Annotated in this window: 25 protein-coding genes and 2 tRNA genes; 10 read left to right on the top strand and 17 right to left on the bottom strand. The window is 63.8% G+C overall.

The window, feature by feature from the left end:
• Positions 1-127 precede the first annotated feature (127 nt).
• Positions 128-204: transfer RNA gene (locus AC1Q6X_RS11485), tRNA-Val, on the bottom strand.
• A gap of 89 nt (positions 205-293) precedes the next feature.
• Positions 294-370: transfer RNA gene (locus tag AC1Q6X_RS11480), tRNA-Val, on the bottom strand.
• Between the two features lie 148 nt (positions 371-518).
• Between AC1Q6X_RS11480 and AC1Q6X_RS11475 the strand changes: the two genes are divergently transcribed.
• The gene (locus AC1Q6X_RS11475) at positions 519-983 is read left to right on the top strand and encodes a hypothetical protein (protein WP_409028374.1); all 465 of its coding nucleotides are present in this window, start codon (positions 519-521) and stop codon (positions 981-983) included.
• Between the two features lie 3 nt (positions 984-986).
• On the opposite strand, the gene AC1Q6X_RS11470 is transcribed toward AC1Q6X_RS11475, so the two are convergent.
• Entirely contained in the window at positions 987-2,099 is a 1,113-nt protein-coding gene (locus AC1Q6X_RS11470; RefSeq protein ID WP_492497046.1) for an acyltransferase family protein, read from the bottom strand.
• Between the two features lie 138 nt (positions 2,100-2,237).
• Here AC1Q6X_RS11470 and AC1Q6X_RS11465 point away from each other — a divergent pair, with 138 nt between their 5' ends.
• Entirely contained in the window at positions 2,238-3,200 is a 963-nt protein-coding gene (locus tag AC1Q6X_RS11465; protein WP_492497044.1) for a M14 family metallopeptidase, read from the top strand.
• Here the strand turns inward: AC1Q6X_RS11465 and AC1Q6X_RS11460 are convergent, their stop codons facing one another.
• Together AC1Q6X_RS11460 and sugE are read right to left on the bottom strand one after the other, a co-directional pair.
• Entirely contained in the window at positions 3,201-3,530 is a 330-nt protein-coding gene (locus AC1Q6X_RS11460; protein ID WP_070217979.1) for an SMR family transporter, read from the bottom strand.
• Positions 3,531-3,553: 23 nt separating this feature from the next.
• Positions 3,554-3,874 carry a quaternary ammonium compound efflux SMR transporter SugE gene (sugE, locus tag AC1Q6X_RS11455; protein ID WP_070217981.1) on the bottom strand — a complete coding sequence of 107 codons (321 nt, stop codon included), beginning with the start codon at positions 3,872-3,874 and terminating at the stop codon, positions 3,554-3,556.
• A gap of 194 nt (positions 3,875-4,068) precedes the next feature.
• On the opposite strand from sugE, the gene AC1Q6X_RS11450 reads away from it, so the two are divergent.
• The 5 genes from AC1Q6X_RS11450 (at position 4,069) to AC1Q6X_RS11430 (ending at position 7,203) form a co-directional block, all read left to right on the top strand.
• Entirely contained in the window at positions 4,069-4,431 is a 363-nt protein-coding gene (locus AC1Q6X_RS11450; RefSeq protein WP_070217982.1) for a DUF1304 domain-containing protein, read from the top strand.
• 123 nt (positions 4,432-4,554) lie between these two features.
• The gene (locus tag AC1Q6X_RS11445; RefSeq protein WP_492497042.1) at positions 4,555-4,851 is read left to right on the top strand and encodes an ArsR/SmtB family transcription factor; all 297 of its coding nucleotides are present in this window, start codon (positions 4,555-4,557) and stop codon (positions 4,849-4,851) included.
• A gap of 57 nt (positions 4,852-4,908) precedes the next feature.
• Positions 4,909-5,973: an alkene reductase gene (locus tag AC1Q6X_RS11440; RefSeq protein WP_326457753.1), complete on the top strand. Its 1,065-nt coding sequence runs from the start codon at positions 4,909-4,911 to the stop codon at positions 5,971-5,973.
• Positions 5,974-6,063: 90 nt separating this feature from the next.
• Complete coding sequence (locus AC1Q6X_RS11435; RefSeq protein ID WP_492497040.1) at positions 6,064-6,387, top strand: hypothetical protein; 324 nt, start codon at positions 6,064-6,066, stop codon at positions 6,385-6,387.
• Between the two features lie 204 nt (positions 6,388-6,591).
• Positions 6,592-7,203: a 1-acyl-sn-glycerol-3-phosphate acyltransferase gene (locus tag AC1Q6X_RS11430; protein WP_070289317.1), complete on the top strand. Its 612-nt coding sequence runs from the start codon at positions 6,592-6,594 to the stop codon at positions 7,201-7,203.
• A gap of 5 nt (positions 7,204-7,208) precedes the next feature.
• Here the strand turns inward: AC1Q6X_RS11430 and AC1Q6X_RS11425 are convergent, their stop codons facing one another.
• The 12 genes from AC1Q6X_RS11425 to tssK form a co-directional block, all read right to left on the bottom strand.
• Positions 7,209-7,769: a HupE/UreJ family protein gene (locus AC1Q6X_RS11425; protein WP_492497037.1), complete on the bottom strand. Its 561-nt coding sequence runs from the start codon at positions 7,767-7,769 to the stop codon at positions 7,209-7,211.
• Entirely contained in the window at positions 7,766-8,404 is a 639-nt protein-coding gene (gene ureG, locus AC1Q6X_RS11420) for an urease accessory protein UreG (RefSeq protein WP_100873508.1), read from the bottom strand. The genes AC1Q6X_RS11425 and ureG overlap by 4 nt, the downstream gene beginning before the upstream one ends.
• Positions 8,405-8,426: 22 nt before the next feature.
• Positions 8,427-9,107 (bottom strand): urease accessory protein UreF, encoded by a 681-nt coding sequence (locus AC1Q6X_RS11415; RefSeq protein WP_121669901.1) that lies wholly within the window; start codon positions 9,105-9,107, stop codon positions 8,427-8,429.
• Positions 9,107-9,622, bottom strand: a complete 516-nt coding sequence (gene ureE / locus AC1Q6X_RS11410) for an urease accessory protein UreE (protein ID WP_492497034.1) — start codon at positions 9,620-9,622, stop codon at positions 9,107-9,109. The genes AC1Q6X_RS11415 and ureE overlap by 1 nt, the downstream gene beginning before the upstream one ends.
• Positions 9,623-9,634: 12 nt before the next feature.
• Complete coding sequence (gene ureC / locus AC1Q6X_RS11405; protein WP_492497032.1) at positions 9,635-11,335, bottom strand: urease subunit alpha; 1,701 nt, start codon at positions 11,333-11,335, stop codon at positions 9,635-9,637.
• Between the two features lies 1 nt (position 11,336).
• Positions 11,337-11,666, bottom strand: coding sequence for an urease subunit beta (locus tag AC1Q6X_RS11400; RefSeq protein ID WP_034751935.1), 330 nt, complete (start codon positions 11,664-11,666; stop codon positions 11,337-11,339).
• Between the two features lie 30 nt (positions 11,667-11,696).
• Positions 11,697-11,999 (bottom strand): urease subunit gamma, encoded by a 303-nt coding sequence (locus tag AC1Q6X_RS11395; RefSeq protein WP_070313463.1) that lies wholly within the window; start codon positions 11,997-11,999, stop codon positions 11,697-11,699.
• Positions 12,000-12,040: 41 nt separating this feature from the next.
• The gene (locus AC1Q6X_RS11390) at positions 12,041-12,883 is read right to left on the bottom strand and encodes an urease accessory protein UreD (protein WP_492497029.1); all 843 of its coding nucleotides are present in this window, start codon (positions 12,881-12,883) and stop codon (positions 12,041-12,043) included.
• 154 nt (positions 12,884-13,037) lie between these two features.
• The gene (locus tag AC1Q6X_RS11385) at positions 13,038-15,248 is read right to left on the bottom strand and encodes an EAL domain-containing response regulator (protein WP_230504700.1); all 2,211 of its coding nucleotides are present in this window, start codon (positions 15,246-15,248) and stop codon (positions 13,038-13,040) included.
• A gap of 175 nt (positions 15,249-15,423) precedes the next feature.
• The gene (locus AC1Q6X_RS11380) at positions 15,424-17,589 is read right to left on the bottom strand and encodes a sensor histidine kinase (RefSeq protein ID WP_492497027.1); all 2,166 of its coding nucleotides are present in this window, start codon (positions 17,587-17,589) and stop codon (positions 15,424-15,426) included.
• Complete coding sequence (locus AC1Q6X_RS11375; RefSeq protein ID WP_492497025.1) at positions 17,586-20,624, bottom strand: sensor histidine kinase; 3,039 nt, start codon at positions 20,622-20,624, stop codon at positions 17,586-17,588. Before AC1Q6X_RS11375 ends, AC1Q6X_RS11380 begins: the two co-directional genes overlap by 4 nt.
• Before the next feature lie 189 nt (positions 20,625-20,813).
• A complete protein-coding gene (tssK, locus tag AC1Q6X_RS11370; RefSeq protein ID WP_099411592.1) occupies positions 20,814-22,160 on the bottom strand; it encodes a type VI secretion system baseplate subunit TssK in 1,347 nt (448 codons plus the stop codon).
• 175 nt (positions 22,161-22,335) lie between these two features.
• Here tssK and tssF point away from each other — a divergent pair, with 175 nt between their 5' ends.
• The 3 genes from tssF to AC1Q6X_RS11355 are packed head-to-tail and all read left to right on the top strand — an operon-like array spanning position 22,336 to position 25,413.
• Positions 22,336-24,141 carry a type VI secretion system baseplate subunit TssF gene (gene tssF, locus AC1Q6X_RS11365; RefSeq protein ID WP_492497023.1) on the top strand — a complete coding sequence of 602 codons (1,806 nt, stop codon included), beginning with the start codon at positions 22,336-22,338 and terminating at the stop codon, positions 24,139-24,141.
• On the top strand, positions 24,141-25,130 hold the full coding sequence (tssG, locus tag AC1Q6X_RS11360; protein ID WP_492497021.1) for a type VI secretion system baseplate subunit TssG: 990 nt from the start codon (positions 24,141-24,143) through the stop codon (positions 25,128-25,130). The genes tssF and tssG overlap by 1 nt, the downstream gene beginning before the upstream one ends.
• A gap of 28 nt (positions 25,131-25,158) precedes the next feature.
• Positions 25,159-25,413, top strand: a complete 255-nt coding sequence (locus tag AC1Q6X_RS11355; RefSeq protein ID WP_070219429.1) for a PAAR domain-containing protein — start codon at positions 25,159-25,161, stop codon at positions 25,411-25,413.
• Positions 25,414-25,417: the final 4 nt, after the last annotated feature.

The raw sequence follows: 25,417 nt of genomic DNA, 5'->3' as shown, positions 1-25,417 counted from the left end.
AACGCGGACTAGCCGCGTTTTTCACTTTTTTGAGACAAAGGAAACCCGTTCGACTAGCGTCACTCCCAAAGCTTGGTAGTAGTTCGCGGTGTCATAACCGGTTTTACCTTTCTCTCTAACTGCATTCTGGTGGGCGGTGAGGAATTCGAATCCCCGACCCCTTGGATGTCGACCAAGTATTCTAACCAGCTGAACTAACCGCCCGTAAAACTTTTGTTGATCATTGTATTTCAAATGACCGCTTGCGGCTTGCGCCAGCTTAAAACTCTTTAAAACCACTTACTGCCAAATTCTGGTGGGCGGTGAGGAATTCGAATCCCCGACCCCTTGGATGTCGACCAAGTATTCTAACCAGCTGAACTAACCGCCCCGAAGACCAGCATTATAGAGAGGCTTTCCCAGAATGACAAGGGCTGTTTTACAGGAAACTTTAATCTGTTTTTCATCCGCTTTCCGGGCGTCAGCCTCCTTTATAGAGAGTCGGCCCGGCACACACGGAATGCCGCTAGAATCGCGGCATGAACTCCACCCTATTCGCCTGGCTGAAAACCCTGAGCCGCATCTGCGGTTTTGAAACGGCCGACTCCTTCCCGCCCAATCATCCCTATGCGCGCACGCGCTGGGAAGCCGCGTATTTCGATATCGCCTCCGACGTGAAGCCCGACGAGATCGAACGGCGCATCTGCGCAGCCATCGCCAACACGCCGAGCGTCTTCGCCTACATCAGCAATCCCACGCCGCGCATGCAGCGCGCGCTGCTGAACGTGATCCACGACCGGCTGCGGCGCCAGCCCGGCGCGGGCGCCACGGACCTGGTCTTGTTATTGATCAATGCCTACGCCAGCCCCCACATCACGGAAGCCGTGCCCGGGCTGCGCACCTTGATCTACAACACGGAACACGAAGACACGAATCTGCGCGTGCATGCGATCCTGGAATTGCTGGTCGGCACGCCACGGGGACTCGACGTTATCGACATGTAGTCGTCATGCATGATTGGCGGGAACGTAGCGCGCCCGCAAGCGCATGAACGGCGTTTCCACCACTCTATACAAGAGCCAGCCCGTCAAGATGCTGACGGCGACACTGACCAGTATCGCCGGCGCGCCGTCCGGCCCATAACCGAGATCCTGCAACACCGGCCGCAGCAGGATGCACAACTGCTTGTGCAGCAAATAAATCGCATACGACCACAGGGCCAGGCTGGCCGCGCCCGGCACGCGCAGTTTATATAACGCACTGCCGGGACTGAGCGCGGCGATCAGCAGCAAGGTAAAACTGGCGGCCAGGGCCGGATAGCCGAACACGGTCACCGCATAGCCATAATGATCGGTGAGGAACACGTAAAACATCAGCGCCGTGCCGCCTATCCCCGCCAGCAAGGTGCGGTTGCCGTATGAGGTCAGGCGCGCCCAGGCGGCCAGATGATAATTCTTCACCAGCGCCAAGGCCACGCCCGCCACCAGTTCGTCGAAGCGGCACCACGACGCGTAATAAATATACTTGTAGTAGCCAAGCCCGCCGCGCGGCAGGTGCACATATTCATCCCACAGATAGGCGCGCACCAGCATGCCGACGATCAAACTGGCGGCCACGGCCAGCCACGCCCACAGCAGCGACTTGCGGCAGGCGGCGATCAACAACGCCACGGCCGGCAGCAGCACGTAGAACTGCTCTTCCACGCACAGCGACCACGCATGGGAAAACGCCGTGCCCGGCGTCAGATTGATGTTTTGCGTAAACGTCAGGAATTTCCACAGGGGCAGCAGCGCGCTGTCGCCACGGAACGCGGGCCACACATAATACAAAGCCAGCACGACATAAAAATTGGGCAAGGTGCGCAAGAATCTCCGCGCATAAAAGCGGGACAGGGAAAAGCCGTGTTCGCTGCGCAGGGCCGCAAAGATCTGGTTGCCGATCAGATAGCCGCTGAGGGCAAAGAACAGGTCCACACCCGTCCAGCCGATTTCTCCCCAGAAACCAAACGCCCCGCCCTCGCTGACGAACAGCAAATAGTGGTTCATGAAGACGAGCACGATGGCCAGCGCGCGCAAGGTATCGAGGCCATACAGGCGGGAAGGATGGGACGTACTGGACATGGAATCAGCAAGGGAAAACAACGGTGGCGCCGATCATGCCACGCCAGAGTGCGGCATGGCCACATTTTTGCAGGCGTGCACGGCGAATCCCGCTAAAATATGCCGACCCCGCTTTCCCTTCCCGCAACAGCATAGGATATGTCCAGCATGAGCAGCGCACTCCACTTCAAGTCCATCAACTACACGGGCCAGGGCAGCGGCCCGCGCCTGATCGTCACCGGCGCCGTGCACGGCAATGAAACCTGCGGCACCAAGGGCATCCACCGCGTGATGGCTGAACTCGACAGCGGCGCCCTCTCAATTCTGGCCGGCAGCGTCACCTTCGTGCCCATCACCAACCCGCTGGCCTACGCCAAGGGCGTGCGCAGCGGCGACCGCAACCTGAACCGCAATCTGTTTCCGAACGACAATCCACAAGATTTTGAAGACCGCATCGCCAACTGGCTGTGCCCTTTGCTGGGCCAGCACGACGTGCTGCTCGACTTGCACTCGTTCAATGCCGACAGCCAGCCCTTCGTCATGGTGGGGCCGCGCAACAACGATGGCCCGCTGCAACCGTTTCAACATGAAGACAAGGAACGCGCGCTGGCGCGCCGCCTGGGCGTGCGCCGCTTTGTCGATGGCTGGCTGCAAACGTATGGCGCAGGCGTGCAGCGCCGCCTGGGCAATAGCGACCAGGTGGGCCTGGTCTTGCGCTATGGCGTGGGCACGACGGAATACATGCGCTCGACGGGCGGCTACGCCCTGACCCTGGAATGCGGCCAGCACGCGGACCCGGCCGCGCCGGACGTGGCTTACCGCGCCATCATGAACACCTTGGCCTTCCTCGGCTTCATCGATGCGCCGCAGCCTGAACCGATCGCCGACGCGGACATGGAAGCGTTGAACATGGTCGTCGTGCACGACAAGCTACATGCAAGCGACCGCTTCATCAAGACCTGGTCCAGCTTTGACAAGGTTAAACAGGGCGAGCAGATCGGCGTGCGCGCGGACGGCACGCCCGTGACGGCCGAATTCGACGCCTACATCCTCTTCCCGGACGTCAACGCGCAAGCCAATGCCGAATGGTATTACCTGGCGCGGGTGGCCAGCAGCTTCTGATCAATGCCCCACTGATTTGGAGAAAAGATTAATCACCAGCACGCCGGCAATGATCAGCCCCAGGCCGATCAAGGCCGGCGTATCGAGGCTTTGCTTGAACCAGAACCAGCCGACGGCGGAAATGAGCACGATGCCCACGCCGGACCAGATCGCATACACGATGCCGGTAGGAATGACCTTCAGGGTCAGCGACAAGCACCAGAAGGCGATGCTGTAGCCGACCACGGTGATGACACTGGGCCACAAGCGGCTGAATCCCTCGGAGGCCTTCAAGGCGCTGGTGGCGATGACTTCGGCGATGATGGCGATGGCCAGGTAGAAATACGTCATGGTGAGACTCATGCTGGCATCCTTTATTGCGGGCTGAGCAATTTCAAGCCCAGGATGCCGGAGACGATCAGGGCGATGCAAGCGATGCGCGCGGCGCTGGCCGGTTCGCCCAGCACCATGATGCCGAAGATGGCCGTGCCCACGGTGCCGATGCCCGTCCAGATGGCGTAGGCCGTGCCCAGAGGCAAGGTGCGCAAGGCCAGGCCCAGCATCACCACGCTGCCCAGCATGGACACCGCCGTCAAGACGGAGGGCACGAGGCGGGTAAAACCGGCGCTATATTTGAGGCCGATGGCCCAGCCGATTTCCAGCAAGCCCGCCAATACCAGAATGATCCACGCCATCTATTTCTCCCGAGGCGGCAGGGTCGTCCCCGCCATGCAGCCCCCACATCGAGCGGGGTCGTCCCCACAGGAGCAAAAGGAAAAGTATACCATCGGGTGAAAACTCTTGCCGCCAGAACATTTTTTCTGGTGCTATTGCCAAAAGATATGCTGATGGCAGCATAATTGGGCATCCACACACACACCCGGGAACAATGATGCTACTGCTGGCCCAAATCCTTACCGCCCTCATCCTGCTGCTGCACGTCTATATCGTGCTGCTGGAAACCGTGCTGTTCGATGCGCGCGGGCGCAAGGTGTTTGGCTTGTCCAAGGAAAAAGCGGAGATCGTGCGCCCCGCCATGTCGAACCAGGGCTGCTACAACGGTTTTCTTGTCGCCGCGCTGGCGCTGGGCTTTTTTCACCCGGACGCGGCCGTCGCCCATGCATTCACCGTCTTCGGCCTGGCCTGCATCGCCGTGGCCGGCGTGTGGGGCGCGGCGACCGTCATGACGCGCATCCTCTATCTGCAAACGGTGCCTGCCGTCATCGCTCTGCTGCTGTTCCACTTCGCCTGATACCTGCCTGAAAAATCCGCCCGCCAGCACGTTTTTTATTTATATCGTAAAATTCCGATATTGAAATTCACAAAAGACGATACATATATCGCTTGAAGACGAACATCGACCAGGAGAAACAGCATGGACATCGACGCCATCCACAAGGCGCTGGCCAATCCCGTACGGCGGCAGATTTTGCAGTGGCTGAAGGAGCCGGAGCAGTATTTTTGCGAACAGGACCATCCGCTCGACTTTGGCGTCTGCGCCGGCCTGATCGACCGGCGGCTGGGATTGTCGCAATCGACGGTCTCGGCGCACCTGGCCACCCTGCAAAAGGCCGGTTTAATTTCCACCAGAAAAGTTGGCCAATGGAGCTTTTTCAAGCGCAATGAAGCCACCATCCAGGCCTTTCTGGACCACATGCAGCAAGGTTTGTAACAGCAACCCCCATCCATATCGCCGTTCGCGGCATTCTCGACAGGAAAGATAGTAACCATGGCAACTTTATTCGACCCCATCACCATAGGCAGCCTGCAACTGAAAAATCGCATCATCATGGCGCCGCTGACGCGTTCGCGCGCCGGCAATCCGGGCCGCGTGCCCAACGCCCTGATGGCCGAGTATTACACGCAGCGCGCCTCGGCCGGCATGATCATCTCGGAAGCGACGGCCGTCACGCCGCAGGGCGTGGGCTATGCCGACACGCCCGGCATCTGGTCCGACGAGCAGGTGGAAGGCTGGAAACACATCACCAAGGCCGTGCATGACGCGGGCGGCCTGATCGTGCTGCAACTGTGGCACGTGGGCCGCATTTCCGCACCCGTCTTCCTCGATGGCGACCTGCCCGTGGCGCCCAGCGCCGTCAAGCCGGCCGGCCATGTCAGCCTGGTCCGCCCGAAACAGGAATTCGTCACGCCGCGCGCACTGGACACGGAAGAAATCCCCGGCATCGTGGCAGCCTACCGCCTGGGCGCAGAGAATGCGAAAAAAGCGGGCTTCGACGGCGTGGAAATCCATGGCGCCAATGGTTATCTGCTCGACCAGTTCTTGCAAGACAGCACCAACTTGCGCACCGACAACTATGGCGGCTCGATTGAAAACCGCGCCCGCTTGATGCTGGAAGTGACGGACGCGTGCATCGAAGTATGGGGCGCCGACAGGGTCGGCATGCACCTGGCGCCGCGCCGCGACGCGCACGACATGGGCGATTCGAACCCGCGCGCCACCTTCGGCTATGTGGCGCGCGAGCTGGGCAAACGGGGCATCGCCTTCATCTGCGCGCGCGAAGCGCTCGGTGAAGACCGCCTGGGCCCGTACCTGAAGCAGGAATTTGGCGGCGTGTACATTGCCAACGAGAAAATGGACAAGGCGGCGGCCGAAGCCTTGCTGGCCAAGGGCGAAGCCGATGCCGTGGCCTTTGGCCTGTGGTTCATCGCCAACCCCGACCTGCCCATCCGTCTGCACAGCGACGCGCCGCTCAACCCGCTGAACCCGGACACCCTGTATGCACCGGATGCCGCGGGCTATACGGACTATCCCGCGCTGGCGGCACAAGCCTGAACGGCATCCTGAGAGTACCGTGAGCAGCACCGCGCTGCTCATCCCCCCAATGGCGGCGGGCGCAACGATACCAACGCAGCTGATTGCGTAATGATCGCGGCGCCCGCCGCCTTGTTGCGTCGCGACTCGGTCGCTACTCGCTACCCTTCAGCGCCATCGGCGCCGTGCCGGCCGGGCCGGCCGGCGCGCCTGCACGCTGCTGAAGACGCGGCGTATCACTTCGGCCGGCACGGCGTGCTCGCGCAAATAGGCCGTTGCCACCGTCCGGCCCAGGGCGTGATGAAACGCCACGCCACGCTCGACGAGCTCGGCCATCACTTTGTCCGTTCGGACATTGTTTCCATGTACATCATCGCTACTGTTTTTCATGCCATGGCTCCCTATCGGGTGAATCAACCCTGCATCAAGTTTTGACCACATACCGTGCATTTAGTGCCCGGCACAGGAAGCAAGCATGGTTAAAATGGCAGTACAAACGGCGCCGACACCGCATGGATAGCGGCCTCGGCTGCTTGTCGCCACCGCCAGCCCCGTATAAAATGCCTGCGCAGAATTTTTGCTTCAAGGAAAATGGCCACCAGCGCCATCCCATTAAAACAGTGTCACTGAAGGGTATCAATGGACGATTTATTTGTACAAGCGGGCGACTTGCCGACCTGGCACCAGCGCTGTGCGCTGCGCGTGCTGCACCTGTTCGGCTGGCGCCTGCGCTTCCGCCCCTTGCCGGGGCCGCGCGGCATCGCCGTCGTCTACCCGCACACGTCCAACTGGGATTTCATGGTGGGCCTGTTCGGCAAATGGGCGCTGTCCTTGCCGTTCCGCTGGCTGGCCAAGGATTCGCTGTTCCGCGGCCCCATGGGCAAGGTGCTGCGCTATCTCGGCGGCGAACCCGTCGACCGCAGCACCACCAGCGGCACGATCCAGCGCCAGGCCGAACGCATGCTGGCCGCAGACTGGTACTGGCTGGCCATCACGCCGGAAGCGACGCGCAGCTACCGCCCGAACTGGAAAAGCGGCTTTTATCACCTGGCCCTGGCCGCCAAGGTGCCGCTGCTGCTGGTCTACATCGACTACCCGAACAAGGTGCTGGGCGTCGTCGACCATTTATACTTGACGGGCGACAAGGAGGCCGACATGGCGGCGATTGCCGCCGTGTATGCGGGCCACCAGGGCTTGCATCCTGAAATGGCGGCGCCCATCGTGCTGTCCGACAAGCGCCCCGGCGCTTAAGCCGCTCAAGCAACCCCCATCAGCACCACGCCGGCGGCCGTCAAGGCCACGCCGGCCACACGCAGCACGCGCTCGGCCAGCACCTGGCCGACGACACGTCCCGCACACAGCAGCATGGCCGAGGCCAGCATGAAGCCGCACGCGGCCGAGGCGGCCGGCAATTCCTGGCCATGCGCATTGCCATGCGCGAGCGCAAATACGCCCACCAGCCCCATGCCGAGCCAGTTCGGCAAGGCCAGCGCCAGCGCGATGGCCAGTCCCACCAGCGCCACCGTGGCGGCGATGCCCGTTTCCAGCCCGGGCACCGTCAAGCCCGCCATGCCGGCCAGCGCGCCGAGCAGCATCATGCCGAGGAAAGTGCCGGGCTGGCCCCAGCCGCGGCGCTGCTGGCCGCCCCAGAGACCCACGCCCAGCATGGCCAGCAAATGGTCGATGCCCGTGAACGGATGGGCGAAGCCGGCCAGGAAACCCACGCTCTCGCCATGACCGGGGTGGGCCATCGCGGGCAAGGCCAGCAGGCACAGGGCCGCCACGGCGGCTGTTTTTGTCATCAGTGTTGCGCTCATTGCAGCTCCTTGCCTGGTTGATCGAGCAAACCTTGCTCGCGGATAAAATCGATGACGACCTGCACGCCGTCGCCGCTGCGCAGGTTGGTAAACACGAAGGGGCGCTCGCCGCGCATGCGCCTGGCATCCTGCGCCATCACGTCGAGGTTCGCGCCCACATACGGCGCCAGGTCCGTCTTGTTGATGATCAGCAAATCGGAGCGCGTGATGCCGGGCCCGCCCTTGCGCGGGATTTTTTCGCCGCCGGCCACGTCGATCACGTAGATCGTCAGGTCCGACAGTTCCGGGCTGAAGGTGGCGGCCAGATTGTCGCCGCCCGATTCGACCAGGATCAAATCAAGATGCGGAAAATCTGCCTGCATGCGCGCGATCGCTTCCAGGTTGATCGACGCGTCCTCGCGGATGGCCGTGTGCGGGCAGCCGCCCGTCTCCACTCCCATCAGCCGTTCGGCCGGCAAGGCGTCGGCGCGCAGCAGGATTTCCATGTCTTCCTTGGTGTAGATATCGTTCGTGATGACGGCCATGTCGTAGCGCTCGCGCATGCCCTTGCACAGCATTTCGCACAGGGCCGTCTTGCCCGAGCCGACGGGCCCGCCTATGCCCACGCGCAAGGGATTGGAGGTAATCGATGTCATGTTTGCTCTCTCATTGAATAGTTCAGGAACGGTACAAGCGGCTGTACTGCACTTCGTGCCGCATCGACAGCAGCGACAGGCCTGGCGCCCAGTTGCCCATCTCGTCGTCTGGTAACGTTTGCGCCGTGAGGGCAGCCGCTTCCAGGTCCGGCCGCAGCGACAGCAGCAAACGCTGGCCCGCCACCTGCCCCAGCGGCACGGATTTCACGCAGACGAGCACCTGGTTTTCCGCCCAGGCGAACAGCATGGCCAGCAGCGCTTCCTCGCGCGGAATGGCCAGCGCCGCCACGGCGCAGGCATACGCGGTGGGTAAAGCCACTTCCGGTTCGCCCTGCAGCATGTCGATCAAGACACCATCGGCCACGCCCAGCTCGGCCAGCAGCTTGGTCAAGGAATAGCCCATCTGGATGGTTTCGGCGCGAAATTCCGCCGTGTCGCGCGAAGCGATGAAACGCTCGCTCCAGCGCTGCACGGCGCGCAGATCCTGCGCTGCAAACGCCTGCATCAAGCGCCAGCACAGGGGCGCCTCCCAGCGCGCCACCACCTGCGCCAGGTGTTGCGCGATCCATGCGCGCGCCGTGGCCGCGTCGTGCACCAGGCTTGACTCGAGCGCCGCTTCCAGCCCCTGCGAATAGCTGTAGGCGCCGATGGGCAAAGCCGGGCTGGCGAACTGCAGCAGATGCAGCAGGGCCGACGCCTGCATCACGCAGTGTCACCGGGGCGGTGGATTTTCTGCCGCAGCGGCACGGGCGCCAGCAAGTGCTGGCCGTGGCCGTCGTGGTGGCCATGGCCGCCGCCATATGCGCCCGCTTCCGGTTCGAACGGCGCGCTTTCTTCCGTCACGGTCGCCCGCAAGCCTTCGAGCATCTCCTTGAGCACCACGTCCTTGCGGATGCGCAAAAATCCGTCGCCCACCTGCGCCTGCGTGTGGCGGTTCCCCAGGTGGAAAGCGCAGCGCAGCAGGGTATGGGCATCCGCGCAGCGCACCAGATAGGTCGGTTCGCGCGCGGCGACGATCTGCACCACCTGCCCGCCCGGCCCCGTCATGCGCTCGCCGTCGCGCAGCACCGTGCCGCGCACGGTGAACACGGCCACATCCTCGCCATTCGACAGCACGGCGCGCAGCCGGCATTTTTCGCGCTGGTCGTAGGGCAGCACGAGTTGGGCAACGGCGGCGCGAGGATCGTCAGCCGCCAGTTTGGTATGCAAAGTCAGCATGATGTCTCCCGCTTAAAATAGAAAATAGCGCTGCGCCATGGGCAGCACGGCCGCCGCCTCGCACACGAGCAGCTGGCCGTCGGCGCGCACGGCGTAGGTTTCCGGGTCCACTTCCATGTGCGGCGTGGCGCCGTTGTGGATCATGTCGTGCTTGCGCAAGCCGCGCATGTTCTTCACGGCGATGACGGATTTATTGAGTTTGAGCTGGTGCCCGATATCGAGGTCGTAGGCCGCCTGCGAGACAAAGGTGAACGACTTTTTCAGGCCGCCGCCGAAGGCGCCGAACATCATGCGGTAATGCACGGGCTGCGGCGTGGGAATCGAGGCGTTCGGGTCGCCCATCTGCGCGGCGGCGATCATGCCGCCCTTTAAGATCATCGATGGCTTGACGCCGAAAAACGCGGGCTTCCACAGGACGATGTCGGCAATCTTGCCCGCCTCGATGGAACCGACCACGTGCGATATCCCGTGCGTAATGGCCGGGTTGATCGTGTACTTGGCGATGTAGCGCTTGGCGCGGAAATTGTCGCTGCGCGCCGTGTCGGGTGCCAGGGCACCCCGCTGCACCTTCATCTTGTGCGCCGTCTGCCACGTGCGCATGATCACTTCGCCGACGCGGCCCATCGCTTGCGAATCGGACGACATCATCGAGATGGCGCCGATATCGTGCAAGATATCTTCGGCGGCGATGGTTTCGCGGCGGATGCGCGACTCGGCAAAGGCCACGTCTTCGGCAATGGCCGGGTCCAGGTGGTGGCACACCATCAGCATGTCCAGGTGCTCGTCGAGCGTGTTGACGGTGAAGGGGCGCGTGGGATTGGTCGACGAGGGCAGCACGTTGGACTGGCCCACGGCGGCGATGATGTCGGGCGCATGGCCGCCGCCCGCCCCTTCCGTGTGAAACGTGTGGATGGTGCGGTCCTTGAAGGCGGCCAGGGTGTGCTCGAGAAATCCGCCCTCGTTGAGGGTGTCGCTGTGCAGCGCCACCTGGATATCCATGCGGTCCGCGACGGATAGGCAATTGTCGATGGCGGCCGGCGTGCTGCCCCAGTCCTCGTGCAGTTTCAGGCCGATGGCGCCCGCGCGCACCTGCTCTTCCAGGGGCAGCGGCAAGCTGACGTTGCCTTTGCCCATGAAGCCCAGGTTCATCGGGAAGGCGTCGGCGGCCGCCAGCATGGCGTGCAAGTGCCACGGTCCCGGCGTGCACGTGGTGGCGGCCGTGCCCACGGCCGGCCCCGTGCCGCCGCCCAGCATGGTGGTCACGCCGCTCATCAGCGCTTCCTCGATCTGCTGCGGGCAGATGAAATGGATGTGCGTGTCGACGCCGCCGGCCGTGACGATCATGCCTTCGCCGGCGATGATTTCCGTGGCGCCGCCGATGGGGAGCGTGACGCCGGGCTGGATATCGGGATTGCCCGCCTTGCCGATGCCGAAAATCAGACCGTTTTTCAGGCCGATGTCGGCCTTCACGATGCCCCAGTGGTCGAGGATGACGGCATTCGTGATGACGGTGTCCATCACCTCGGCCGCGCAGCGCTGCGACTGGCCCATGCCGTCGCGGATCACCTTGCCGCCGCCGAATTTCACTTCTTCGCCGTAGATCGCGTAGTCATGCTCGATCTCGATGAACAGTTCCGTGTCGGCCAGGCGGATGCGGTCGCCCTTGGTGGGGCCGAACATCTCGGCATACGCGCTGCGGGGAATGCTGGCCATCTCAATCCTTTCCCGGTGGTGTGTCTTGCAGTTCGCCCATCACTTCTCCGTTGAAGCCGTAAACCTTGCGTTCGCCCGCCAGCGCCACCAGTTCCACCGTGCGCTGCTGGCCCGGTTCGAAGCGCACGGCCGTGCCGGCCGTGATATTGAGGCGCATGCCGTAGGCACGCCAGCGCTCGAAGGCCAGCGCCGGATTGACTTCAAAAAAGTGAAAGTGCGAGCCGACCTGGATGGGCCGGTCGCCGCGGTTGGCCACCACCACGGTGGCCGTGGCGCGCCCCGCGTTCAAGCTGATTTCGCCTTCTTCCAATTGGTATTCGCCTGGGGTCATGAGGGGCTCCTGTCAATGTCGCTTGTAGGGTTACGGTATCGGGTGGTGCACGGTCACCAGCTTGCTGCCGTCGGGGAAGGTCGCTTCCACCTGGATGTCGGGGATCATCTCGGCGATGCCGTCCATGACGTCGGCGCGCGAGAGTATCCTGGTGCCGTCCGACATCAGCTGCGCCACCGACTTGCCGTCGCGCGCGCCTTCCATGATGGCGGCGCTGATCAGGGCCACCGCTTCCGGGTAATTCAATTTCAAGCCGCGCGCCAGGCGCCGTTCGGCCAGCAGCGCGGCCGTAAAAATGAGCAGCTTGTCTTTTTCGCGGGGAGTCAGATCCATGGTTTTCCTTGCGCTTCTTTCCTGATTAAGTGTTCCAGATGCTAAGTGTTCCAGATGCGGGGCACGACGGCGTCGCGTCCCAGCATGGCGGGGCGCAGCAGCTGCCAGGCGGCCAGCATGACGCGGCGCGCCGCCTCGCTGTCGCCGCACAGCAGGCGCACCACCACCAGCGATTTCATGTGCGTGGCGCCAAACGCGGCGCCGGCCGGCACGGCGATCTCGCGCACGGCCGCCAGTACGGCGGAAGAAACAGGCCGGCCGACGGCGATCAGGGTGGCGCATACCGTGTGCCCGCCCAATCCCAAGGGGCTGGCCATCAGGGCGCCGCCGGCGGCCAGCACGCCCTGCTCCCACCACAGCAGCTTGCCGCCGCGGCGGATCTGCACCTGCTGGCTGATGCTGCCCGTGTTAAACATTTCGCCTGCGGCGCTGCGGCCCAGGCAAACGATGTCGCAGCCGATGTAGCCGGCGTCCGCCGCCAGGTCCACCTCATGTCGCAGGCGCACGCAGGCCTGGTCGAAGAAAATGCTTTCCTGCGGCAGCCACTCGATGGCGGCGCCGCTGCCCGCGCGCAGCACGATGTGCTGGCCCGAGACATGGCCGTTGGCGCGGTACCATTTGGCGGCGCCCGGCGACGTGAGCAAGGCGTGTGCGCCCTCGCCCGCCGTGGCGTCGACGGCCAGCTGGTCGCCGCCCACCACGCCGCCGGGCGGATGGATGATGATGGCGTGGCAGACGGCATCGCCTTCCGGATACAGGGGCTTTTGCACGCGCAGGGGGCCGCTGTGCGTGCGCTCGACAAGGCGGCTGACGCCATCGTGCAGCGCGAAGCCCAGGCGCAGGTGCGCCTGCCAGGCGCCGTGTGCGCTGGCTGGTGGAGGCATGACTGGATGGCTGCTGTCTGGCATGCGGGGCAATCGCGTAAATAAGCGATTACCTAAGCAGGATATGTGCCAGCATCAGGTGAAGGAAACGTGAGAATCCTGCACCGCGTTGCAGCGAATGCACCGCCATGGTGCAGCGACCGCACCGCGGCGTTTATGCCTGGGCCATGGCCAGGGTGCGCCGTTCGCGCAGCAAGGCTGTAAACAGTGCGGCGCCCAGGGGGCGGCTGAAATAATAGCCCTGCATTTCATCGCAGCCGTGTTCCGTCAGGAAGGCGACCTGCTCGCGCGTTTCCACGCCTTCGGCGATGACGCGCATATCGAGGTTGTGCGCCAGCGAGATGACGGAACGGGCGATGGCCGCGTCGCTGCTGCTGGTGGTGACGTCGTCGACGAAGGATTTGTCGATCTTCAGCACGTCGATGGGAAAGCGCTTCAGGTAACCGAGGCTGGAATAGCCGGTGCCGAAGTCGTCGAGCGAAATGCCCACGCCGATGTCCTTCAGGCGCGTGAGGGCCGCCACGGCCTTGTCCGGGTCGCCCATCACCGTGCTTTCCGTGATCTCGATGCCGAGGCAGGCGGGCGCGATGCCGTACTTGCGCAGGGCCGCCTCGACGAAGGGCACCGTGCGGTCCTGCGCGAACTGCTTGCCGGACAGGTTGACGGCCACCTTGATGCTGCCCAGGCCCGCGTCGTGCCACACGCGGATCTGTGCGCACACGCTTTCAAGCACCCATTCGCCGATGGCCGTGATCAAGCCATATTCCTCGGCCAGCGCGATGAACAGGCCGGGCGGCACCTTGCCCAGCACAGGATTATTCCAGCGCAATAACGCTTCCGCGCCCAGCATGGCGCCCGTGCGCAGGCACATCTGCGGCTGGTAATGCACTTCGAATTCATCGCGGCCGATGGCGCCGCGCAGCTGCTGCTGCATGGCCAGGCGGGCGCGGATATCGCTGCCCATGCGCTCCGTGAAGAAGGCGTAATGGTCGCGCCCCATTTCCTTGGCGCGCACGAGGGCCGTGTCGGCATGGCGCAGCACGTCGTCGAGGCTGTCGCCGTCGGCCGGGCACATGGCGATGCCGATGCTGGTGGTCAGCGCCAGGCGCTCGCCGTCAACACTCAATTCTTCGCGCAAGCCGGCCAGGATGGTTTGCGCCAGCCCCAGGGTACGTCCCAGCAGGGCATCGTCCTGCAGCAGGATCTGGAATTCGTCGCCGCCCTGGCGCACCACGGTGTCGCCCTCGCGTACGCAGCCGGACAGGAAGCGCGCCACCACTTGCAGCGCCTTGTCGCCGACGGCCTGGCCGTGCGAATCGTTGATGTTCTTGAAGCGGTCCAGGTCCAGGCACATCAGCACCACCTGCTGGCTGTCGCGCACGGCGTTCGCGCGCGCCTGTTCGAAGCGCTCGCGCAGCAGCACGCGGTTCGGCAAGCCCGTCAGCGCGTCGTGGTAGGAGAGGAAATCGATCAGATGCTGCTCGGCCTTGCGCTCGCTGATGTCGAGGAAGACGCCCACATAGTTGACGACGGCGCCATCGGGCCCGTGCACGGTGGAGACGCTGAGCAGGCAGGGATAGGTGTCGCCGCTCTTGCGCCGCGTCTGCACCTCGCCCGACCAGCAGCCGCTGCTGCGCAAGCCCTGGCGCAGGGCCAGCAGCACCGCTTCGCCCGTGTATTCGGCATGCAGGCGCATGATGTCCGTGCCCACCACTTCCTGCGCCGCGTAGCCGGTGATGCGGGTAAAAGCGGGATTGGCCGTGACGATGATGCCGGCCGGATCGGTGATCAGGATGGCGTCCTGGGTGGCTTCGAAGACCTGGCCCGACAGGCGCAGCAATTCTTCATTGGCGCGGCGGATCTGCACTTCGTGCGCCAGCGTGCTGGCCACCTGTTCCAGTTCGGCCGTGCGTTCGGCCACCCGGCGTTCCAGGTTGGCGCGCTCCTGCGCCAGCTGCAGCTGCGCCCGCGCCAGACGCACATGGGCATCGGTGCGGGCGAGGATTTCCTCGGCCTGGAAGGGCTTGGCGATGAAATCGACGGCGCCCAGCGCAAAGCCGCGCACCTTGTCGTCCGTATCGTACTGGGCCGACAGGAAGATCACCGGCACCTGCTGCAGGGACGGTATCTCCTTCAGGCGGCGGCACACTTCAAAGCCGTCGAGGCCGGGCATGCGCACGTCGAGCAGGATCAGCTCCGGCGGGCGCGCCTGGGCCGTCCACAGGGCCAGTTCGCCGTTCGGCGCCTGGCGCACCGCGTAGCCGGCGCCGCCCAGCAAATCGCTCAACAGCTTCAGCGAAGCCGGCGTATCTTCAACGATCAGTACTTCGCCCTTCGAATTCACTTCCGAAAAATCGCGGTGCATGTAGCAGTTCTCTCAGCTTTGGATGAGGCGCGGCGGTCCGTTGCCACGCTGGACAAGACATTTTCTTTGCGATGAACTACGTACTATCATCATAATCTTTATTGCAATTTAGCACCATCCATCGGCCCTACTTAGTCCGTCTTTTCAGCGAAACCGATGTTGTCAGCCCACACTTTTACGTGTGCGCCAGCGCCCCCTCATTCTCCAGCAAGCCGCACAGCTGGCGGTATTGATGCTGGTCGAGCATGGCCTGCAGCGGCGCCAGCAACGGCGCCGCCACCGCTGGCAAGGCCGCCAGCAGCAGGGCCACCCTGGCCAGGTTCAATTCGCGCAGCGCCACCAGCAAGGCGGCGCGTTCTTCCCCCGTCAGCAGCAGCAAGTCTTGTGCCCGCAGTGCCGGCAACGCCTCGGGCGCCGGCGCCACGGGCAGCGGCACAGGCGCCGGCACGGGCGCTTCGGCCGCCTGCGCGGGGATGCTGAAGCGGAAGGTGGCGCCCTGCCCCGGCGTGGACTCCACCGTCAGTTCGCCGTTCATCAGCTGCACGAATTCGCGCGAGATGGCCAGGCCCAGCCCCGTGCCATCCTTCGGTCCCGCGCTGTCGGCCTGCACGAAGGGCTCGAAGATGCGCTGCTGGTCCTCCGGGGCGATGCCGATGCCCGTGTCGCTGACGGCGAACGACAGCCCCCATTGGTCGCCAGCGCGCCGCTCGCCGCGCACGCGCAGGGTGACTTCGCCGCCGCCGGCGAACTTGACGGCGTTTGACATCAGGTTCAGCAGCACCTGGCGCAAGCGTGTCGCATCGAGCACCACGGCCGCCGGCAGGTTCGCGCAGTCGAGGCGCAGGGCCAGCCCCTGCTGCTCGGCGCGCATGCCCAGCATGTCCATCACTTCCTGCAGCAGCGGCGCCAGCGCCACCACGGCCGTCTGTGCCTGCAGGCGCCCCGCCTCGCCCTTCGACAGTTCGAGAATTTCATTGATCAGGGTGAGCAAATGGTTGCCCGAGCGGTGGATGATGGCCAGGTTGCGCTTCTCATCGTCCTGCATGTTCGGCGAGGCGGCCATCAGGCGCGAAAAGCCGATCACGGAATTCAAGGGCGTGCGCAGTTCATGGCTCATGTTGGCCAGGAAGGTGCTTTTGGCGCGGTTCGCTGCCTGCGCCTGGCTGACGGCCACCGACAGGGCGCTCGTGCGCTCGGCCACCAGCTCTTCCAGATGATGGCGGTGGCGCAGCAGTTCCAGTTCCGCCTCGCGGTGCGCCGTGATGTCGTAGTTCGAGCCCACCAGGCGCATGGGGCGACCCTGGCCGTCGCGGAAGATCACGGCATCGGCCTTGATGTAGCGGATGGCGCCGTCGGGCCACAGGATGCGGTATTCGTGCGTGAACGCCTGGCCGGCACCCAGCGCGGCGCGCAGGGCCTCCTTGGCGGCGGGCACGTCGTCCGGCACCAGCGCCCTGCGCCAGATCGCCGCCGGCGCCATGCCGCTTTCCGCGTCGGCCTTGAACTGCGCATACATCTGCTCATCCCACTGCAAGGCATCGCTGCTGACGTTCCAGTCCCAGATGCCGATGCTGGCCGCGCCGGTGGCCATCTGCACGCGCTCCTCGCTGCGCTGCAGGGCGCGGTAGCGGCTGTCGAGCAGCGCCACCATGTCGCGGATGGAACGGTACAAGGTGCGCAGCTCGCCCAGGAACCACGCTTTCGGCGGCGTGCCGGGCGCTTCGCCCTGCCCCGCCTGGATGCCGGCCGCATACTGGCCGATCGCTTTCAAGGGCTTGAGCATCAGACACCACATCAGCAGCCAGATGCTGGCCACGAGGATCACGTCGAGCGCCACGATCATGGCGCCGATGCCCAGCGCGCGCTGGCGCAGCTGCGCGTGCAGCAGGGCCGGCGTCGCATACACGGCCACGCTGCCGATGACCTGTCCGCCCATCGTCACGGGGCGCCGCTGCACCAGCCAGCCGGGTTCCGCGGACAGCGAAGAAAAGCTGCCGATGGCGCCGGACGCAGTGCGGCGCAGGACCAGCGCTTCCTTGCCGATGCCCGGCGTGAGGGAACTGGCCACCAGGTCGCGCTTGCCCAGCATGCTGCGCATAATGGCCTGCATCTGCTTTTCATCGAGATTCCACAATGGCAGTTCGATGGCCACGGCCAGCTGGTCCGCGCTTACGGACAGGCTGCCCTGCAGCTGCTGCCAGCGCTGCTCGCGTTCGGACTGGTAAAACAGCACGGCAAACACCAGCAGCAGCGCGGTGACGACAAAGGTCAGCGCCACGCTGACGGCCAGCACGATGGAGACGCCGCCCAGGCGCGCATCTTTGGGGGCGTATGGCGTCATGCACCTTCGCCCTGCGGCTCGCTGCTTGGCTGCGCCAGCAGGGCGCACAGCGGCTGGTACTGGTGCTGCTCCAGCATGGCGGCGATGTGCGCGGTCAGCTGCGGCAGGCTGGTCGCCACGCCGGCCAGCACGATGGCGCTGCGCCGCAAATCGAGGGCTTGCACGGATTCGAGCAGCGCCTGCCGCTGGGCGGCGCTCAGCTGGCCCAGCGCCTGCTGCAGGTCGAAGGCGGCGGCCGGCACGCGCGGCGCTTGGGCGGCAGTGCGCTGGAAGCGCAGGCCCAGTTGCTGCTCCAGCATGGCGAACAGGTGTTCCTGCTCGATCGGTTTGCGCAGGAAGCCGTCGGCGCCGGCCGCCAGCGCCTCCTGCTTTTCTTCCTCGAAGGCTGAGGCGGTCATGATCACCAGGCGCGGCTGCACCAGCGCCGGCTGCGCGCGCAGCCAGCGCGTCAGCGCCAAACCGTCCAGGTCCGGCATGCGCCAGTCGCTGAGCACGATGTCGTAGCGCTGTGCCGCCAGCATCGCTTGCGCCTGCACGCCGCCCGCCGCTTCCTGGAGCTGAAAGCCCAGCGGCGCCAGCAAGCCGGCCAGCAGCTTGCGGCAGTTGTCGTCATCGTCGACCAGCAGCACCATGCGCCCGCGCTGGGACGGCGGCAGGCGCGCCACGCGGCCCGGCGCCTGCGCCGCGAGGGCCGGCTGCCGCAGCGCGGGCGCGTGCAGCTCGAAACTGAAGCGGGAACCGGCGCCCAAGGTCGATTCGACGCGCAGCTCGCCGCCCATCAGGCGCACGAATTCGCGCGAAATGGTCAGCCCCAGTCCCGTGCCCGCCTGCGCCACGGCGCTGTCGGCCTGCACGAACGGTTCAAAGATGCGTTCCAGGTCCTCTTCCGCGATGCCGCTGCCCGTATCGCGCACGGCAAACGCCAGCGCCATTTGCCCGTCGCCGTCCGCCTGGCAGCTCAGCGACAGGGTCACGCTGCCCTGCTCGATGAACTTGAGCGCGTTCGACAGCAAATTGAGCAGCACCTGGCGCAGCTTGGCGCCGTCGAGGCGCACCAGCGGGGGCACGCCGTCGCGTTCGAGCCGCAGCGCGATGCCCTGGTCGCCCGAACGCATGCGCACCATCTCCAGCACCTCGTCGAGCAAGCCGTTCAAGTCCACGGGCCCCGCCTGCAGCTGCATGCGGCCCGCCTCGATTTTCGACAATTCCAGGATATCGTTGATCAAGGTCAGCAAATGGTGGCCGGCGCGGTTGATGATGGCCAGGTTGTGTTTTTCTTCCTCGAACATGCTGCTCGAATCGGCCATCATCTGCGAAAAGCCGATCACGGAATTCAAGGGCGTGCGCAACTCGTGGCTCATGTTGGCGAGAAAAACGCTTTTCGCGCGGTTCGCCGATTCGGCCTCGGTGACGGCCACCGACAGGGCGGCCGTGCGCTGCTGCACCAGTTCTTCCAGGTGGTCGCGGTAGCCGAGCAGCTCCTGCTCGCTTTGCTTGCGCTCGGAAATGTCGACGATGCCGCTGCGCACCAGGCGCCGCCCCTCCATCGGCAAGCGCACCAGCCGCACTTCGCAGGGAAAGACGCTGCCGTCGGCGCGCCGCACATGGCGCTCGACCAGGATGGGTTCACCGAGCATGGCGCGGCGCAGATGCTCTTCCATCATCAGGCCCAAAGGCATGCCGTCGGGCTGCTCCGTGCTGTACAGGTCGAACGGCCCGCGCGCCAGCAGCGCTTCGCGCGACATGCCCAGCATGCGCTGCGCGCTGCTGTTGGCGTCGATGAAGCGGTCCTGATCCAGGTCATACACGACGATCGCTTCAGGCGCATGCTCGACGAGGATGCGGAAGCGCTGCTCGCTTTCGCGCGCCTCGCTCTCTGCGCGGCGCAAACGCCGCCGCTGCAGCAGCAGGGCGCTCAGCAAGCCGGCCATCACGATGAAGACGCCGGCCGCCAGCAGCACGGCGGCGCGGTGTTCGTGCCACAGCTGCGGCGGACGGTTGAAGAACAGCGTGTCCGGCGGCAGCTGGCTGATGTCGGCATCCCAGCGCTGCAGCTGCTCCCAGTCGTACATGGGCACGGGGCGGACCGGCGGCAGCAAGGCGCCCGGCGCGGCTGGCGCCTTGCCGGCCAACACGGCCAGCGACATCTGCGCCACCTGCTGCGCGGCCCCTTCGATGTGCAGGAGGGAGCCGCCCAGGATGCCCTTGCCCACGTTCGTGTTGTACATGCCGAAGGCGGGCACGTTCGCCAGCCGCGCCAGTTCGCCGGCAAACTGCACGGGTGTGGCGATGGCGCCGGCCACGTCGCGGTTGACATTGCCCGCCACCAGCAACGTATCGGCGGGCAGGTGCGCCACCTTCACGCGCATCTGCGCCAGGGTCAGGCCGTCGAGATACTCGATGTAAACCCTGCCCTGCCACGCCTGCGCCGCCTGCTGCATGCTGCGCTTCAAGGCCTGGTCGGCCTCGCTGACGCCAACGGCCATGACGATGGTTTTGGTCTCCGGGAACAGCGCCATCGCTTGCGCCAGGGTGCCGGGCAAATCGACGTTCGCCTTTTGCTGCCAGATGGCCAGCGGACTGCCGGCCGGCAAGGCCTTGCCCGAGGTGTTAATCGCCAGCACGGGCACGCCGCGCGCCAGCGGCGCCAGGTCGGACAACAAAAAATCGAGCGCCGGCTGCTGCATGGCGATGATCAGGTCGGCCTTGCGCCCCATCATCTGGGTGTATCTTAAAAGCAACAAATCACGCATCTCGTTGCGCAGCGCCGGGTCGCCCTGAGTATTGAGGTTCAGGTGCTCGACCATGATGTCTTCGCTGGCCAGGCCCGCGGCGGCCATGGCGGCCACGTAGGTGCGCGTGTACGATTCCACGCCGGCGCGGCCGTAATCGTAGGCGTTGAGGACCAGCACGCGCTGGCCCTGGTGCGGCGGCGCAGCGGCTGGCGCCGCTGCCGGCACGGCGGCCGGGGCCGCGGCGACACAGAATGCCAGCAGCAATGCGCGGCCGCAGCGGTACACCGCTGCCCTGCCCATCCCGCCGCCAGGCACATCACGCATCATTCGCCATGCCCATGCTCACCCTCGCCTGTCACCATGTTTCAACTATGCGCCGGCCATTCAGCCACCGACACTTACAAAAACATGATAACGTCAACTGCCGGGGCAAGTCTATTCCTTAGGGCAATCTTTTGACAATACCCCGGCGCGTCAGGCCAAGCATCGTTACGCGGCGGCGCTACTGATACCGAACAATTCCAGCTTCAGCCCTTTTATGCCAGACGGCACATAAATCGCAATCGCCTGGGCCTTGATCATGCTGTCATAGATACTGCCCTTGTTATCGATCGAAAAGTAATACGTATTGGGCCGTACTGGCACCTCGGCGGGAACCTGGGCCATATGGCGCAACTCGGCACCCGGCAGCGCCCTGCCCAGTAGCAGTTCGATATTGTCCGGAGATGAAATCTTGAACTGCAACGGCACCGTGGCGACCAGTTCCAGCGCCGGCATATCGGCGTTTACCGCAAGACAGAGTTCGGTCTGACGGTCAATCCGCTTGGCATCGAGCAAGCCGTAATAGTGGGTGTTCTGTTGCGCGTCGTTCGATAGCGCGATCGGGAAATAGCGCGACAGGAGCACAGTATCGATCAGGTCACGAATGATGCCATCGAGCTTGCCGAAGCCGGCAGCCGCGTCATCGTGACAATAAGCGGGCAAGTCGCTCAGTGTGTATTTCTTCGAAAACGTCATCAAGCCACCGGCCAACGCCATCAATTTTTCAAACAAATACACGGGATGGTGGCGCCGGTAACTGGCGCAATGACTGAGCGTGGCGCTGGCCATGCTCAAAGTATGGAGCATCCAGAACGAGGCAACATCTCCGCCATGAAATTCCACCGTATTGTTACCAGGCTGACGGTGGCGGCTGTACAGCGCCTCAATTTTCGCCCCCATGCGATCGATCAGCGAATCGAGCATTTTCTGCAGCGAGGACTCTGCACTGATGGTCAGGCCAGGTGGGATGAAGGAGGCATCGATGTCAAAGCCGCCATTGCCGGCGCGGTACAAACGGATCACCGGGATGGCAAGGTAATCATTCAGAGGGTCCAGTTGGGACAGCAGATACACGCGTTTCTTCAGGTAAGCCACGTCTATGCTGACCGCCTCGCTGTACAGATCCGGTGTTTCGATATCCGCCTGGACATAGCGCGCACCGGCAGAGCTCACATTGCCGCCATGTGCCTGCAGCGCGGGCAGCGCGGCATAAAAAGTAAAACTATGTTCGCTGGAAGGGAGTTTGGACAGGTCAACCGCACTGGGCAACACGTCGCCCAGCGGCGCTTCAAACAGTTCTCCGTCCTGAAAGACGAGCGACATGGCATCTGCCCGCAGGCTATTGTTGGCCAGTGCATCCGCATTCCAGCTGACGCCGTGCACGCCCCATAAATGTGGATTGATGAGTGAGGCCAGGCGTTGCAGGCGCGCTTCATGGTAGCGGTCCAGCTGCTGGAATTGCTGGGGACCGATGGCCAGGCCTTCGGACCAAAGTAATTTGGATGGCAATGTCATTGCGTTCTCCGTGTTGACCGTTGGAATCTTTCTGCTTTGCCAGTCTGAGGTTGCCAGCGTGGAAGTCCTTGATGTTGCGCAGTAACCCTGTTCAATTATTTGCGCAAACGCAATTTTCCTTGGAGCAAACGCTCGGATACTGGCCATTCCGCCGCGAAGACACAGGAAAAGAAAGATGGAAGACTTGCTGCCGTATTTCGAACGCGAACTGGTGATGCTGCGGCGACATTGCCGTGAATTCTCCGAGCGCTATCCGAGAATCGCCGGCAAATTGCATATGTCCGGCGAATCTTGCGAAGATCCGCATGTGGAACATTTGATCGAATCGGTGGCCATGCTGGCGGCACGCATCTCAAAACGGCTCGATGACGACTATCCGCAATTTACCGAAGCCTTGTTCGAAGCCCTGTTCCCGCACTACCTGCGTCCCTTTCCATCCTGCAGCATCGTGCGCCAGTGCGCCCCGGCGGCCGGAGCGGGTGCTTTGCACCTGCCTGCCGGCAGTGAAATGGATACAGCGCCCGTGCGCGGCGTGCGCTGCCGCTTCAAGACGGCCTACGATATGACGACCGGCGCATCGGTATTGGACAGCGCCGTTTTCGATGCGATGATCAAGGCGCCACCGGGCGTACGCCTGCCAGCATCGGCCAGCGCCTCGCTGAACATCGGCATCCGGCATCCCGGTGCGGCGCCCGAGTCGCTGCGCGTTTTCATCGATGGCGAGGCTTCTTTTTCCGCCGCATTGCGCGATGCCTTGTTCATGCATACCGTCTGTGCTTTTGTGTCGGCCGACGCGGCACAATGGACAGCCTTGCCCGCCGTCCCTTTGACCCCCGTCGGCTTCGCCGACGCGGATGCCTTGATACCGTTCGGTGCTCGTTCGCAGCCGGCATACCGCATCCTGAGCGAGTATTTTGCGTATCCGGAAAAATTCAATTTCTTTGATATCGATATCGCGGCGCTGAGTGCCGCCTTGCCGCTTGCTTGCCAGCGCTTCACCCTCCATCTGTGCATGGCCGGTTTGCGACCCGATTCCGCGACGGCGCGCATGTTGTCCAGCATTTCCAGCGAAAACTTGAAGCTGGGCTGCAGTCCGGCGGTCAATCTCTTCCGCCAGGAAGGCGTACCGATCTCCGTCACCCGGCAGAAAACCGACTATCCCGTGCTGGCCCATGCCACCCATGCGCATGGTTACGAAGTCGTCTCCATCGACTCCGTGCGTTTGCTGCGCCAACGCGGCGGCGAAAGCACGCTGACCGAATTCCGCCCGCTGTACAGCCTGCGGCATGGCGAGGGTACGTCTCAACAGGGCCATTACTGGATCATGCGCCACGATACGGCGTTGGCCATCAAAAGCCCGGGTCATGAAAAGAAAATCACGCTGATCGACAGCGACTTCAATCCCCTGATCCATGAAAAGGCCAGCTTGTCGCTGTCGCTGACATGCAGCAACCGCGATCTTCCCCTTGCACTCAAATACGGCCAGCCGCAAGGAGACTTGCAACCGTGCGCTGGCGGACCCGCGCTGCACATGCTGCGACGCCCCAGCCAGCCGCGACGCTTTTCGCCAGGCGCAGGTCTGCACTGGCGCCTGATTTCGCATCTGGCGCTGAATCATCACGCACTGGTCCAGGAGGGACTGCCGGCGCTGCGCGAAATGCTGACGCTGTACGACCTGTCCCAATCGGCAAGTTCGCAACGCCAGATAGGCGGCATCGTCGCGCTGGCGCACTCGCCAACCACGACATGGCTGCGGCACCGGCGCGGCACCTCGCTGGCGCATGGCGTGGAAGTGCGCATCACGCTGGACGAGGAAGCCTTTATCGGCAGCGGCATGCACCTGTTTGTACAGGTGATCGACCACTTTCTTGGACTGTATGTGCAAATCAACAGTTTCATCGAACTGGTGGTGCTGTCACTGCAAAGCGGAGAGGAGCTGATCCGATGCAAACCAAGAAGCGGATTGCAGAATCTGGTGTAATGCAACACTTGCTCGCCGAGCCTTGCCGCTACCAGTTCGTGCAGGCGGTGCGTATTCTGCTGTGCTGGCTACGTCAGCAGAACGTGTCCCATGCACAAGCCTTCAGCCAGGTGCTGCGCTTCAAGAACAGCCTGTCCTTGAACTTTCCAGCCAGCGAAATCGAGCAGCTCTCGCTCGACGAGCATGAACAACTGATCCTGACACCGACTTTCATGCGTTTTCTGGGCGCCAGCGGCACCTTACCCTTGCATCACTCGGAACGCATCGCCGCCTGCCGCCTGTCGAGCAAGGACGCCGGCGTCTCGGCCTTCCTCGACATCTTTTCACACCGCATGGTCTCGCTGTATTGCCAGGCATGGGAAAAATATCGCCTGGAGTCCGCACGCGAGACCCATGCAAAAGATGCGCAACTGCCCTTGCTGACGGCGCTCGCTGGCGTACCGCGCGATGCGCTGCCATCGAACGGCGAGGCCGGCGCCGTGACGCAGGACGTCGCAGCCTGGTACGCTGGCCTGCTGCGCTGCCGCCCCGTTTCAGCTCAGGCGATCGGCCCCGTGCTGGCCGAATACTGCGGCGTACCCGTCACCCTGCAACAATTTGTCGGAGGCTGGGACTATCTGGAAAAAAACCGGCGCAGCCTGCTGGGCAGTGTCAACTTCGTTCTGGCGCGCGGCGCAACGCTTGGCCTGCGGCTGTGGCGCCAGGACATGCGCGTCTGCCTGCATATCGGCCCGCTGGATACTGCCGGCCTGCAACGCTTCCTGCCGCACAGCGCAGGTGCGGCGGCACTGGCAAAGATGCTGGCGCTGTTTGGCGTGCCGGATGTGCAATACGAAGTGCGGCTGATACTGAGTCCGCCGTGCATCCGGCCCCTGCTCCTGAGTTCCAAGCCTTCGGAAAGAAGGCGCCTTGGCTGGACGACGTTCCTGCAGACGGCGCAAGGCAAGGTACGCGGCGCGCAGGTGCGTTATTTGCTGCAACTGGCTTGAGCAGTTTATCCCTGAAAGCGAGGCAAGCATGAAACATGCGGGACGCGGCGTCATCCGGCTAGGAGACGCAACCGATCACGGCGGCAAGGTCACCAGTGCATCGTCGGGCAGCACCGTGATGGGGAAGACGGCGGCGCTGGCCGACGACATGACTTTCTGCCCCAAGTGCAAGGGCAGCTTTCCCATCACGCCAGACGGCGCCGGCGCAAAGCACATGGGCAAGCCGTACGCCTATGACGGCGACGCCACCGCCTGCGGCGCCCGCCTGATCACATCGCTATAAGGGA

This window comes from Janthinobacterium sp. GW823-FHT06H09 (assembly GCF_058794735.1).
The sequence above is the reverse complement of the archived record's forward strand: the minus strand, read 5'-3'. Positions and strand labels throughout refer to the sequence as shown.

Coding starts and splice junctions, on each gene's coding strand:
- AC1Q6X_RS11475 (WP_409028374.1), top strand. CDS start 519: ATGAACTCCACCCTATTCGCCTGGCTGAAAACCCTGAGCCGCATCTGC.
- AC1Q6X_RS11470 (WP_492497046.1), bottom strand. CDS start 2,099: ATGTCCAGTACGTCCCATCCTTCCCGCCTGTATGGCCTCGATACCTTG.
- AC1Q6X_RS11465 (WP_492497044.1), top strand. CDS start 2,238: ATGTCCAGCATGAGCAGCGCACTCCACTTCAAGTCCATCAACTACACG.
- AC1Q6X_RS11460 (WP_070217979.1), bottom strand. CDS start 3,530: ATGACGTATTTCTACCTGGCCATCGCCATCATCGCCGAAGTCATCGCC.
- sugE (WP_070217981.1), bottom strand. CDS start 3,874: ATGGCGTGGATCATTCTGGTATTGGCGGGCTTGCTGGAAATCGGCTGG.
- AC1Q6X_RS11450 (WP_070217982.1), top strand. CDS start 4,069: ATGATGCTACTGCTGGCCCAAATCCTTACCGCCCTCATCCTGCTGCTG.
- AC1Q6X_RS11445 (WP_492497042.1), top strand. CDS start 4,555: ATGGACATCGACGCCATCCACAAGGCGCTGGCCAATCCCGTACGGCGG.
- AC1Q6X_RS11440 (WP_326457753.1), top strand. CDS start 4,909: ATGGCAACTTTATTCGACCCCATCACCATAGGCAGCCTGCAACTGAAA.
- AC1Q6X_RS11435 (WP_492497040.1), top strand. CDS start 6,064: ATGATCGCGGCGCCCGCCGCCTTGTTGCGTCGCGACTCGGTCGCTACT.
- AC1Q6X_RS11430 (WP_070289317.1), top strand. CDS start 6,592: ATGGACGATTTATTTGTACAAGCGGGCGACTTGCCGACCTGGCACCAG.
- AC1Q6X_RS11425 (WP_492497037.1), bottom strand. CDS start 7,769: ATGAGCGCAACACTGATGACAAAAACAGCCGCCGTGGCGGCCCTGTGC.
- ureG (WP_100873508.1), bottom strand. CDS start 8,404: ATGACATCGATTACCTCCAATCCCTTGCGCGTGGGCATAGGCGGGCCC.
- AC1Q6X_RS11415 (WP_121669901.1), bottom strand. CDS start 9,107: ATGCAGGCGTCGGCCCTGCTGCATCTGCTGCAGTTCGCCAGCCCGGCT.
- ureE (WP_492497034.1), bottom strand. CDS start 9,622: ATGCTGACTTTGCATACCAAACTGGCGGCTGACGATCCTCGCGCCGCC.
- ureC (WP_492497032.1), bottom strand. CDS start 11,335: ATGGCCAGCATTCCCCGCAGCGCGTATGCCGAGATGTTCGGCCCCACC.
- AC1Q6X_RS11400 (WP_034751935.1), bottom strand. CDS start 11,666: ATGACCCCAGGCGAATACCAATTGGAAGAAGGCGAAATCAGCTTGAAC.
- AC1Q6X_RS11395 (WP_070313463.1), bottom strand. CDS start 11,999: ATGGATCTGACTCCCCGCGAAAAAGACAAGCTGCTCATTTTTACGGCC.
- AC1Q6X_RS11390 (WP_492497029.1), bottom strand. CDS start 12,883: ATGCCTCCACCAGCCAGCGCACACGGCGCCTGGCAGGCGCACCTGCGC.
- AC1Q6X_RS11385 (WP_230504700.1), bottom strand. CDS start 15,248: ATGCACCGCGATTTTTCGGAAGTGAATTCGAAGGGCGAAGTACTGATC.
- AC1Q6X_RS11380 (WP_492497027.1), bottom strand. CDS start 17,589: ATGACGCCATACGCCCCCAAAGATGCGCGCCTGGGCGGCGTCTCCATC.
- AC1Q6X_RS11375 (WP_492497025.1), bottom strand. CDS start 20,624: ATGGGCAGGGCAGCGGTGTACCGCTGCGGCCGCGCATTGCTGCTGGCA.
- tssK (WP_099411592.1), bottom strand. CDS start 22,160: ATGACATTGCCATCCAAATTACTTTGGTCCGAAGGCCTGGCCATCGGT.
- tssF (WP_492497023.1), top strand. CDS start 22,336: ATGGAAGACTTGCTGCCGTATTTCGAACGCGAACTGGTGATGCTGCGG.
- tssG (WP_492497021.1), top strand. CDS start 24,141: ATGCAACACTTGCTCGCCGAGCCTTGCCGCTACCAGTTCGTGCAGGCG.
- AC1Q6X_RS11355 (WP_070219429.1), top strand. CDS start 25,159: ATGAAACATGCGGGACGCGGCGTCATCCGGCTAGGAGACGCAACCGAT.